Raw genomic sequence first — 11943 nt, 5'->3', positions numbered from 1 at the left:
AACTTTAAGGAGCTGGCCTCGTTCATCGAATACAAGGCAGCCCTTGCCGGAGTGCCTGTAATCTACGTCGATCCCAAGGAGACCTCCAAGACTTGTCCGAAGTGCGGGAATGTTTCCCGGTATAACCGGAAGATCCAAGGCTGGTTTAAATGCGTAAAGTGTGGATACCAGTCTGATGCGGACAGGGTGGGGGCAATAAACATAGCCGCGAAAGCGCTCGATACTCTCGGGGCATGACCCCGAGAGAAAGGGGAGCGTGACACCCCTTAAGGCCAAGGTGATGATCCGGGTCATCCGGGGAATGCTGGCTAACCTGCGGCTTAAAGCCGCCGTCCCACGTTGGGATGCCCCCTAATTCATTAGGTGGAGGATGTCACAATTTATGATATAATCTATATATTAAGAGACTACAAAAGAAGGTGGTCTGGTGAAAGCAGATGCAAAAACATTATTAATTTTCCTAATCGCAACTTTGTTGTTATTTTCGCTCAAAACGAATACGTCATGCTCAGCGGCAGAAAAAGGGGAAGTGGTTTTTGTGCCGGTTAAAGGCACGGTAGACCCCGGCTTGGCCAAGTTTATAAAGAGAGCCGTCGATGAAGCGCTAAAAACGCAGGCAGCACTTTTGATTTTCGATATTGACACGCCAGGAGGGCGGGTGGATTCTGCTGTTGAGATAAGTCAGACAATATTAAATTCTCCAGTTCCTACAGTTGCTTATGTCAACAGCCAGGCGACATCAGCAGGGGTTCTGATTGCAATTTCGTGCGAAAAAATATACATGGCGCCTGGCTCTACAATTGGAGCCGCAGAGACGGTTCCCAAAGAGGAGAAAGCTATATCATACTGGAGGTCAAAACTGGAAGGCGTTGCGGAAAGGAGGGGGAGGGATAGAGATATAGTGGCGGCTATGGCCGATGCCGACGTTGAAATTTCGGGTTTGAAAGAAAAAGGCAAAATCCTTTCTCTTACTGCTCAAAAAGCTTTGGAATTGAAGCTGGCCGATGGCATTGCAGCTGACAGAAGAGAACTGCTTAATGCTCTTGGGGTTGGAGAAAGAAATCAGAAAGAGATAAAGCCGTACTTTGCTGAGAAGATTGCCAGTTTCGTGACGGGCCCTTATGTAGCCCCAATGCTCATAACCATAGGATTCATAGGCATCATTACGGAGGTACTGACTCCTGGATTTGGAATGGCTGGCATTGCCGGTATAACATCGCTGGTTTTGTTTTTCGCAGGCCACATGATAGCGCAGCTCGCTGGCTGGGAGTCTATAGCGTTTTTCCTTGCCGGTGTTTTTTTGCTCATCATCGAAGCTCTAGTGCCGGGGTTTGGTGTTTTAGGAGTTCTTGGGATAGCGGGGATAATTGGCGGAATAGTCACAGCTTCGGCTACAGTAAAGCAGGGACTGATTACAGTTACCGTATCCCTTGTGGCGAGCTTTATCATCTTTATTTTACTGCTGAAGCGGTTTTCGAGCTCGCCGTTTTTTGAACGCTTGGTGCTCTTTTCGCGGTTGGATAAATCTTTGGGCTACACCGCCCATGAGGAGAAAACTGAATTGTTGGGGCGCACAGGAGTGGCGCTCACACCGCTCAGGCCTGCTGGCATAGTTGATTTTGGCGATAGGAAGCTGGATGTGGTATCCGATGGAGAATTCATAGAAGCCGGCAAAAAAGTGCGGGTGGTGAAAGTCGAAGGTTCTAGGATTGTGGTTGAGAGGGATTAAATAATTGAATTAAATGATGAAAATAGTAAGGAGGTTTTCGCGTTGACTGAGCTCATATTTTTATTGATATTCCTCGGTTTAATTTTTATCTTTTTTGCGGTGATTTTCAGCTTCATACCATTAGGCCTTTGGATTTCGGCACTTGCGGCAGGGGTTAAAATAGGGATTTTCACCCTTGTGGGGATGAGACTTAGGCGCGTGCCGCCGGATAAAATAGTTAAGCCGTTAATTAAGGCCATCAAAGCCGGACAAGATGTAGAAATAAACAAGCTGGAAGCCCATTACCTGGCAGGAGGAAATGTGGACAGGGTAATAGATGCCTTAATAGCGGCCCAAAGGGCAAATATCCCTCTGGGGTTTGAGCGAGCCGCAGCAATCGACCTGGCGGGACGGGATGTGCTGCACGCAGTTCAGATGAGCGTTAATCCAAAGGTCATCGAAACTCCCGTGGTAGCCGCGGTAGCCAAGGATGGGATTGAGGTAAAGGTAAAGGCCCGCGTCACAGTGAGGGCCAATATTGATCGGCTTGTGGGCGGTGCCGGTGAGGAAACGATAATTGCCCGCGTAGGAGAGGGTATCGTCACTACCGTCGGTTCGTCCAACAGCCACAAAGAAGTGTTGGAGAATCCGGATTTAATTTCGAGAACTGTGTTGAACAAAGGACTTGACGCCGGAACTGCTTTTGAAATTCTTTCTATTGATATAGCCGATGTAGACGTGGGAAGGAATATAGGAGCTCGGCTCCAGATCGACCAGGCCGAAGCCGATAAGAGGATTGCCCAGGCAAAGGCCGAGGAGAGAAGAGCTATGGCTGTTGCCAGAGAACAAGAGATGAAGGCGATGGTTCAGGAAATGAGGGCAAAAGTTGTGGAAGCCGAAGCAGAAGTTCCAAAGGCCTTGGCCGAAGCTTTGCGCAGTGGGAAAATAGGAGTAATGGATTACTATAATATGAAGAATATAATAGCCGATACAGTTATGAGGGAATCCTTCTCAAAACTGGGTCAAGAAAAACAGCAGGAGGAGAAAGAATAAAAAAGGCGGTGAGCCTCGATGAATTTTGAAAACCTTACATCATGGATCATTTTTATAGTTATAATAGCAGTGAGGCTGATAAGGTTACTTGGTAATAGAAAAAATTTCGGCAGCCGCCGCATTGCCGGGCAGGATATAATATTAGCCGAAGGAGCAGACCTGCCGGAGGAAATGCATGGCAGTTCTGCCGGCGAGTTTGAGGAATATGAATACGTCTTAGAGCCTGAAAACGAAGAAAAGACACAAGAAGGAGTTTCCCTGGAACTGCCTGAGGAAGAAGAGAAAAAAGCTGAGCTTCTTCAACATGAAAGGCAACAGGTTGGACCGGCTTTGAGTTGGAGTTGGGGGGTAGAGAGAGAGGAATTAGTAAAATACTTTATATTCCACGAGCTTCTCTCAGCGCCTCTATCCAAAAGAACTTCTTTTATTCGAAAAAGGTAAATCTATCGAAAGATTCGGCCTTTCAGATAAACATGGTGGGAGAGGGAAGCAATGGGCCTTGGACCGAGGCAGAGGAAACTGATTTTGTATCTTTTAGAAAAAACAGGCTGGGTAAAGGGCAAAGAGATAGCGGTTGTCCTCGGGGTGAGTGAGCGTACGGTCAGGAGCGATGTTAAGTTTATAAATTCACTGGTAAAGGATGGAGAACTGATAGTTTCATCAAAAAAGGATGGCTATTTTTTAAAAGATCTGGCAAAGGCCGAGGAATTGATTAGGATGAGTGAAAGTGAATCGAGTGGATATCCCGAGGAAAGGGCTGGCGTAATATTGAAGAAATTGCTCTTTTCTAAAGACGGCATCGATGTGCTGGACTTAGCAGAAGAGCTAAATGTTAGCGAGGCTACTTGCATAAACGACATAAAAGCCCTTGAATGCTTATTAAAAGAGAGCGGGTGGAATCTGGAATTAGAGCGAAGGTCTACCAAAATTATCCTTAATGGTCCCGAGAAAGAGAAACGAAATCTCATGATGGATTTAATTCTCGGAGAGGCCAAAGAAGGCATTTTCAATATAAAAGAATACGAAAAATATTTCAAAAAAGCCGATGTAGAAGAAATTTCTAAGGTTTTGGTTTATGTCTTAAAGGAAAGAGGCTATAATATCGGCGATTTGGGGCTTTTGAACTTACTTTTGTATATTTCGGTAACTGTAGAACGCATAAAAGAAGGGTATTTTATCGAGGAATTAAATTTCTCAAGAGAAGCTATAAAAGGGGAAGAATTTGTTATAGCTTCAGAGATTTGCAGAAAGATTGAGGAAAGGCAGAGAGTCAAGTTCCCTGAGGATGAGGTTTTTTACATCTCTCATTTAATTTCAGGGTTTAAGAAGGAAGAAAAAAGCCCCAGCAGGGATACCTTAAGAAACTTGGCCGACTCTTATTATCTTATACTGACGGAAGTAGTCCTCGAACGAATTAACATGGAGTTCGGGTTTAACTTTAGAGAAGATGATATTTTGGTAGTCGGACTTTGCATGCACATAAAGATGGTGAGGGAGAGGGCAAAAAAAGGCGCGCGCATTAAGAACTGCTTCGTCGAAGAGATAAAAAGGCGGTATCCAATGATTTTCGAGATAAGCGTCTTTTTTGCGAGGGAGTTTTCAAGGTTTTCAGGGCTTAATATCGATGAGGATGAGATAGGATTTTTAGCCTTTCATTTTGGGGCGGCTTTTGAAAGATTGTTCCAGCGAGAAAAGAAAAAAAAGATTGTGGCGGTTGTATGTCCTGCTGGACATACGGCGTCGAAAATTTTGATTTCTAAGCTCGAGAAATACTACAAAGATCAATTGGAAATTATCGGCGCCTATTCCTTTACCGAATTGGACCTTTTAAAAGAAAATAGCCCGGACTATATAATTTCGACAGTGCCCATTGAGCTGGATTATCCGGCAAAAGTGATTAGAATTTCGCCTTTTTTCGATGAAAGGGACAGGGAAGCCTTTGAAAAGATTTTGGCTGTCGAAAACAAAAAGGCGCTAAGATGTGGAACGTGGGCAATTTTGGGGATGTTTATAAAAAAAGAGCTGTTCTTCAGCGGACTTACTTTCGGTGATGAGAAAGAAGTTATAGATTTTCTCGCTTTTAAACTCTATGAGAAGGGCTATGTGCCGGAAAATTATGCCGAGCGCGTGATGGAAAGAGAAAAGCTTTCCCCCACTTCTTTTGGGAATCTGGTTGCGATACCCCATTCCGTCACTATGGACGCTTATGGGACTGCTGTTGCTGTTGGAATTCTGAAAAAGCCGGTGATGTGGGGCAAAAACAAGGTCCAACTGATATTTATGTTTGCCATAAAAAAAGAGGAGCGTAAGTTGCTAGACACCTTTTTTGAACAACTGATACCGATCCTCGACAATCCGGCGAAAATCGCAAGGCTGATAAAAAGCACAAGTTTTGAAGAATTTAAGGAGAACCTGGTTGAATTTTGTGCTGGAGAGATTTGAGCATTAGCACCTCGGGAGAGCGGGGTGCTTTCCTATTTGTTAGGAAAAAAGTTATTTGAACGACAATTTTAACAAAAAGTATAATAGACCTAGAATGTAAGCGGGAGTGATAATAAATGGAATCGCACGAAAAAACGGCTTTTGAGATAATAGCCGCTGCGGGAGACTCTTTTTCGCTGCTGATAGAGGCGATGAAGTGGGCCAGAGAAGGCGATTTTGAAAAGGCCGAGTTTAAGGTGAAGGAAGCCGATGAAATATTGATAAAAGCCCATAGGCTTCAGACCGAGATTATAGTGAGTGAGACTCGAGGGGAAAAACTCGAATTTTCGGCGCTGCTAGTCCATGCGCAGGACCACCTGATGAATGCCATGCTCGCAAAGCCTTTTGTGCTGGAGATTATAAACTTATACAAGAGGCTTGCGCAGGAAAGGGGAGGAAAGTGAAATTGAAGTGGGCAATTATAGGGACGTGGAGAATGTGCCTTGAAGGTGTTCAAAAGGCGGCAGCCCTCCTTGAAAAGGGCGGAAAGGCTTCAGATGCGGTCGAAACTGCGATAAAGGAAGTGGAAGACTTTCCTTTTTACAAGTCGGTAGGTTACGGAGGCCTCCCAAACGAGCACTGCGAAGTAGAATTAGATGCGGCATTTATGGATGGCGACACCTTTTCTTTCGGGGCAGTAGCAGGTGTGAGGGATATAAAAAATCCCATCTCTTTAGCGAGGAGGTTGAGCCGGGAGAGGTTCAACATATTTCTGGTAGGCCAGGGCGCAGAAGAATTTGCCCATAAGAATCTTTTCCAAAGACAAAATATGCTGACGGAAAGGGCAAAGACGATGTGGGAGATAAGGATGAAAAAGGTTAGGGAAGGGAACCTTTCGCCTTATGACGGCCACGACACGGTTGGGATAGTAGCGCTAGACACCTTGGGCTCTATGAGTGCAGGCACTTCTACCAGCGGGCTTTTTATGAAGAAGAGAGGGAGGGTGGGAGATTCTCCATTGTGCGGGGCGGGCCTCTATGTCGACAGCGATGTAGGAGGGGCTGCAGCGACTGGACTTGGGGAAGATATAATGAAAGGATGCCTTTCTTATGAGGTTGTGAGGCTCATGGAAGAGGGATATGCGCCGGAAAAGGCAGCCAGTGAAGCGCTGAACCGCTTCTTGAAAAAGATGAGCGATAAGGGCAGAAAGGTAGGGGCGATTTCGCTGATCTGCTTGGACAAAGAAGGAAGATGGGGGATAGGGACAAACGTGGAGTTTTCTTTTGTCGTTGCCGATGAAGAAAATGGGGCAAAGGTATTGCTCGCAAGGCCAGAAAAAGGGGAGGTGATAGTAAAAGAGGCTTCAGAAGAATGGCTAAGGAGTTATGAAGAGAGGTTAAAAAATCCGCCGGAACTCAATTTATGAAAAAATTTAATTTAGTAGGAGGTAAAGAAATGGGAAGTTTTCAAGAATTTTTGGAAAAAAGGTTTGCACCCTTTGCAACAAGGCTTGCAGGCCAAAGGCACTTGGCAGCGATTAGGGATGGCTTTATATCTTTTATGCCTTTTCTGATCATAGGGTCGCTTTTCATAATCATCCAGGACTTCCCTGCGCCGGGCTGGCAAGAGCTGCAGGTTAAGTGGTTTGGCGAGGGCTTTAACCAGTTCATTATATTGCCTAAAAGGGTTACTTACGATATTATGTCTATATACATAGTAGCAGCGATATCTTACAAACTTGCCCAATCCTACAGGCTAGATGCTTTTTCGGTGGCGATATTGGGGATAGCGTCTTTTGTCTTGCTTTCGCCCATAAGCACGACGATAGATATAAACGGTACAGCCCATGAAGTAAATAGGGTCATAACAGTTGGAGGATGGTACGGCACAAACGGAATTCTGGTGGCCATAATTACGGCACTGATTGTTACCGAAATATTTAACTTTTTTGTGAAGAGAAACATAGTCATAAAGATGCCGGAAGGAGTGCCGCCGGCGGTTTCCAGAGCGTTTTCAGCGCTTTTGCCTGGCTTTTGCATAATTGTCGGGATGCTGCTTGTGAGGCTGCTCTTTTTGCAGACTTCCTATCAATACATACACAACTTCATATACAGCATTGTATCGCTTCCTATGCAGAAAATGGTTGCAAATAACCTTTTGGGCGCTATCGCTACGGTATTCTCGATTAGTCTGCTCTGGAGTATAGGGTTAAATGGAGGAACTATAGTTAACGGTATCATGAGGCCGTTCTGGATTCCGCTTCAGGATGCCAACCTCGCGGCCATAGAAGCCGGGAAAATTCCGCCAAACATAATCACCGAGCAGTTTTTCGACATGGTTTGGATAGGAGGAGCTGGTGCGACTTTAGGAGTTGTGTTCCTTTTGATGTATAAGGCACGATCAAAGCAGTACAAGGAGCTTGGGAAATTGTCGCTGCTCCCGGGACTTTTCAATATAAATGAGCCGATCATGTTTGGCCTCCCGGTTGTTTTAAACCCAATAGGTATAATTCCGCTAATCCTCGCCCCGGTCGTAATAACGGTTATAAATTACCTTGCAATGGCTTTCAATATCGTCGCAAGGCCTACAGGTGTAATAATTCCATGGACCACACCGCCGATTATTCAAGGGTTTTTAATAACGGGGCACATCTCAGGGGCTATACTTCAAATAATAGATATTCTTGTAGTAATGCTGGTATGGTGGCCTTTCATCAAGCTGATGGATAAGAAAAAATACGAAGAGGAAAACGAAGGGAAGGCTATTTAATGATAGAGGTCATAGCCTATACCGTGGATGACGCAAAAAGAATAGAGCAGTGCGGAGCTGACAGGGTGGAACTTGTGAGTGCTGCTTCCGAAGGTGGGCTTACTCCGAGCTATGGAATGATAGAGAAGGTAGTGACATCGGTTAGCATTCCCGTAAACGTTATGATAAGGCCACACTCCAGGTCGTTCTGCTACACGAAGGAAGAAATAGAGGTAATGAAAAGGGATATAAAGGTTGCAAAAGAACTTGGGGCAAACGGCGCAGTGTTGGGAGTTTTGAAGTCGGGCAGAGTGGACGAAAAAGTGCTTGAAGAACTTCTAAAAGAGTGTGATGGTTTGGATGTCACTTTTCACAGGGCTATAGACGAGGCAGAAGATGTCCTTTCGGCATTGGGCGTTATTAAAAAATACGAAAGGGTTACGGAAGTGCTGACATCGGGCGGCAAAGGGGACATACTAAAAAACGCTCCCGTGATAAAAAAGATGGTAGAAAATAGCGGCAGAATTAGGATTATAGTCGGAGGCGGCCTTACTTTTGAGAATATAGCAAGATTGATAGAAATTACCGGGGCAAAAGCCTATCACTTCGGAAGGGCAGTGAGGAGGAACAATAGCTATTTTGAAGAAATAGAGGAAGAAAAATTGACCAGGATGGTAAATCTGATCAAGGGAATGGTGAAGGGAAAATGAAAATAGTTCTTATCTGCTTTGCCGGTATGTCTACAAGTATGCTGGTAAAGAGAATGCAGAAGGCAGCTTCTGAAAAAGGCATATCGGCGGAAATTGTGGCGGTTTCGACTGCTGATATGTATGGGGAAATAGATAAAGCGGATGTAATATTGCTCGGCCCTCAGGCAAGATATATGCTTGGAGAAGTAAAAAAGGCTGCAGAGGGCAGAGGCATCCCTGTAGAAGTGATCGACCAGAGGATTTACGGGATGATGGACGGCGAAGCGGTTCTCAAAATGGCACTGGAGCTTGCGAAAAAATAGCTAAAAATAGCTGGCCGGCGTAACGCCGGCTTTTTTATATTATGTAGGGCAAAAAATAATTCTCGTGTGAAGGATTTGAAAAGCTGCTTATAGAATATAAAGTATAGTATAGAAGACTTGAGAAAATTAAATATTTTGTAAAAAGTGAAGAGGTGAAAGTTTTGCCGAGGTACAAGTTAAAGGATGTTATTAATAAAGAAAAGCTTGAAGAGATACTAAAAAAATTTTCTGAAGCCACAGGCCTTGCAGCGATTATTGCGGATAAAGATGGAGTTAATATTACGTCGCCAAGCAAATTTACAAACCATTGCAATTTAGTAAGAAGCACTGAAAAAGGAAGAAAAAATTGTTATTTATCAGATGCGAAGCTCGGCAGATTGTCTTTACAAAAGGGAGGACCTGCGACTGCGCTCTGCCACTGCGAGCTGGTGGATTTGGCGGCTCCTTTGGTCGTTGAAGGTCAGTGCTTGGGCTATATCTTGTGCGGACAAGTCTTTTTGAAACCTCCAGATGAAGAACAAATTGAGAGGGCAAGGAAAAGAGCTATTGATTTTGGCCTTGATCCTGATTTATACTTGAGGAGCTTTCTTGAAATTGAAATTGTGCCTGAAAATTATATTTATACTGCCGGTGAAATGCTGCACATAATTTCAAGTTACATAATCGAACTTGGCATCAACAGATTGTATCAAGAGAGGCTTTTGGAAGAGACGAGAAGGCGTTCCGAATACGAAAACGCCATAAAGACCCTGGAGTTAAGAGCCTTACAATCACAAGTAAACCCTCACTTTTTATTTAATACTTTGAATACTGCAGCAAGACTTGCGTATTTAGAAAATGCGAGCAAAACGGCTGAAATCATATATTCTTTGGCCAATCTTTTGCATTACTCTTTAAAAAACTTAAATCAGTTAGTGACATTGAAAGAAGAGATCTCATGTATAAAATATTATCTTTATATTCAGCAAATTAGGTATAAAGACCATATAAAAGCTTGCATTGAAATGCCCGAAGAACTTGGGAAATACTTAATTCCCGTGATGAGCCTCCAGCCCCTTGTAGAAAATGCTATAGTTCACGGATTGGAAAAGAAAAGAGAAGGAGGGATATTGAGGATAGTAGGGTACGAGAAGAATTCCGATATATATATTGAAATCATCGATGATGGTGTCGGGATAGAAGAAAGGATGATAAAAATCCTAAAGAGTTCGAAAGAAGCTATCAATGGGCACACCACTGGCCTTGGGATTTATAATGTGGATTTACGAATAAAAAAATACTTTGGGCCGAAGTATGGGCTAAGCATAGAAAGCAAGTTAGGCGAAGGCACGAAAGTAACGATAAAAATTCCGAAAAGGACTGAAAGGTGAAAAAGATTATGGAATACAAGGTTTTGATTTGCGATGATGAGCCTTTAGAAAGGGAAGTGCTTTCGTTAATTATAGAAAGGTCAGGCTTGCCTTTCAAAACGGTGGGCGATGCTAAAAATGGGTTTGAAGCTGTCGAAAAGGCCGAAAAACTAACTCCAGATGTAGTTCTAATGGATATTAAGATGCCGGGAAAAGATGGTTTGAAGGCTTCAGAAGAAATAAAAAATTTACTGCCAAACACGAAGATAATCATTATAACCGCATACGATGAACTTGAATTTGTAAAAGAAGCTTTAAAAATCGGAAGCGTAGATTATTTACTAAAACCTATAAGACCGGAAGAATTTGTCGCGGTTTTGAAAAAGTTGATGGCTTTGTTTGAAAAAGAAAAGAGCAGCATTAAAAGAGAAGAAGAATTGAAGAAAGCTATGAAAAAGGCCGAAAAGATGATAAAAGCAGGCATCCTTGCGAGCTTAATTATGGGCGATGTTAAAACTGAAGAAGAGATAAACGTTTTAAAAATTCAGGCTAAGCTTTTGGGGATTACCTCGCTTCCGAATTCTATTTTGTATATAGAACCAAATATTGATGAGTCGCAGCCTGGAGCAGAATATGTAAGATATGAGATCTTGAAGATTGTAGAGGATATGATAAAGAACAATAATGGTGTATTTTTGATGAACTTAGGCGAATCGATAATTATCGGGGTAAACAGCAAAAATGCAAATGTTTTGGAATTAGCTTCGTCGATACAAAAGAGTATCGAGGAAAAAACCGAAATTTTAGTGACAATAAGCATAGCTGAAAACGATGAAGGTTTTGTTAATAGAAAGGTTTATGAGGAAGCAAAATCCAATGCCCGTTTGGGGAGGTTTTTCCTTGGAGGGAAAATTGTAACGAATAAGGAAATGGAAGAACTTTTTAAAGAATGTGAAGAAGTAGAGAACGATAAGGAAGACAAGCTGCTTGATTGTATCACATTAGCTAATGACTGCGAAGCACAAAGGGCTTTTGAAGAAATTATGAGTGATTTGGTCATTAAAACTAAAGGTTCTTTGCTTTCCTGCCAGACAAGGCTTGCTGAAATCATGTTATTGATTTGGAGAAGGGTCAGGCAGCTTGGATGGATAGATAAGAAAAATTCCCATCTTTATTTCAGCTATTTGAAGAAGTTGTCCAAAGCCCAATCATTATCGGCGTTAACCTTATGCGGGAAAAATTTTTTAAATGATATTTTTTCTTTTAATACCAAATTGAAGGAGAATAACAGCATCGTCGATCAAGTAGTGAAGTATATAAATGAGAATTATGATAAAGATTTAAAATTAAAAGAAATTACGAAAATGATATTCATAAATACGGAGTATTTCAGTCGGTTGTTTAAAAAGGAAGTAGGATGTACTTATGCCGAATATCTCACGAGGGTGAGGATAGAATCCGCCAAAAAATATCTTTCAAACCCTTCCTTTTCAGTGGCCGATGTTGCTAAAAAGGTGGGATATCAGGATCCAAACTATTTCAGTAAGGTTTTCAAGAAGGTGGTAGGAATTACTCCTACGGAATATAGGAAAAATATTGGCATAATAATAGAAGGCGAATAGCCAAGCTTATAGCTTGGCTATTCGCCTTTT

12 protein-coding genes are annotated in these 11943 nt (G+C 42.9%); all 12 read left to right on the top strand.

What is annotated here, in order from left to right; genetic code table 11:
- Window positions 1-51: 51 nt before the first annotated feature.
- The 12 genes from BUB66_RS12805 to BUB66_RS11080 all read left to right on the top strand — a co-directional run bounded on the left by BUB66_RS12805 (window position 52) and on the right by BUB66_RS11080 (window position 11913).
- Window positions 52-237 carry a zinc ribbon domain-containing protein gene (locus tag BUB66_RS12805; protein ID WP_425291884.1) on the top strand — a complete coding sequence of 62 codons (186 nt, stop codon included), beginning with the start codon at window positions 52-54 and terminating at the stop codon, window positions 235-237.
- 190 nt (window positions 238-427) lie between these two features.
- Window positions 428-1729, top strand: coding sequence for an NfeD family protein (locus BUB66_RS11130; RefSeq protein WP_073258511.1), 1302 nt, complete (start codon window positions 428-430; stop codon window positions 1727-1729).
- A gap of 54 nt (window positions 1730-1783) precedes the next feature.
- On the top strand, window positions 1784-2761 hold the full coding sequence (gene floA, locus BUB66_RS11125) for a flotillin-like protein FloA (RefSeq protein WP_425291883.1): 978 nt from the start codon (window positions 1784-1786) through the stop codon (window positions 2759-2761).
- Window positions 2762-2779: 18 nt separating this feature from the next.
- The gene (locus tag BUB66_RS11120) at window positions 2780-3202 is read left to right on the top strand and encodes a hypothetical protein (protein ID WP_073258507.1); all 423 of its coding nucleotides are present in this window, start codon (window positions 2780-2782) and stop codon (window positions 3200-3202) included.
- 51 nt (window positions 3203-3253) lie between these two features.
- Entirely contained in the window at window positions 3254-5203 is a 1950-nt protein-coding gene (locus BUB66_RS11115; RefSeq protein ID WP_073258505.1) for a BglG family transcription antiterminator, read from the top strand.
- Window positions 5204-5319: 116 nt separating this feature from the next.
- Complete coding sequence (locus BUB66_RS11110) at window positions 5320-5646, top strand: PTS lactose/cellobiose transporter subunit IIA (protein ID WP_073258503.1); 327 nt, start codon at window positions 5320-5322, stop codon at window positions 5644-5646.
- 2 nt (window positions 5647-5648) lie between these two features.
- A complete protein-coding gene (locus BUB66_RS11105; RefSeq protein ID WP_244269846.1) occupies window positions 5649-6608 on the top strand; it encodes a glycosylasparaginase in 960 nt (319 codons plus the stop codon).
- 29 nt (window positions 6609-6637) lie between these two features.
- Entirely contained in the window at window positions 6638-7951 is a 1314-nt protein-coding gene (locus tag BUB66_RS11100) for a PTS sugar transporter subunit IIC (protein WP_073258501.1), read from the top strand.
- Window positions 7951-8640, top strand: coding sequence for a copper homeostasis protein CutC (locus tag BUB66_RS11095; RefSeq protein WP_073258499.1), 690 nt, complete (start codon window positions 7951-7953; stop codon window positions 8638-8640). The genes BUB66_RS11100 and BUB66_RS11095 overlap by 1 nt, the downstream gene beginning before the upstream one ends.
- Complete coding sequence (locus BUB66_RS11090; protein WP_073258497.1) at window positions 8637-8942, top strand: PTS sugar transporter subunit IIB; 306 nt, start codon at window positions 8637-8639, stop codon at window positions 8940-8942. The genes BUB66_RS11095 and BUB66_RS11090 overlap by 4 nt, the downstream gene beginning before the upstream one ends.
- Window positions 8943-9094: 152 nt before the next feature.
- Window positions 9095-10312, top strand: a complete 1218-nt coding sequence (locus tag BUB66_RS11085; RefSeq protein WP_073258495.1) for a sensor histidine kinase — start codon at window positions 9095-9097, stop codon at window positions 10310-10312.
- Window positions 10309-11913: a response regulator transcription factor gene (locus BUB66_RS11080; RefSeq protein ID WP_084099027.1), complete on the top strand. Its 1605-nt coding sequence runs from the start codon at window positions 10309-10311 to the stop codon at window positions 11911-11913. The genes BUB66_RS11085 and BUB66_RS11080 overlap by 4 nt, the downstream gene beginning before the upstream one ends.
- Window positions 11914-11943 lie beyond the last annotated feature (30 nt).

The sequence above is a fragment of the Caldanaerovirga acetigignens genome, from assembly GCF_900142995.1.
In the GTDB taxonomy this organism is placed as follows: domain Bacteria; phylum Bacillota; class Thermosediminibacteria; order Thermosediminibacterales; family Thermosediminibacteraceae; genus Fervidicola; species Fervidicola acetigignens.
The sequence above is the reverse complement of the archived record's forward strand: the minus strand, read 5'-3'. Positions and strand labels throughout refer to the sequence as shown.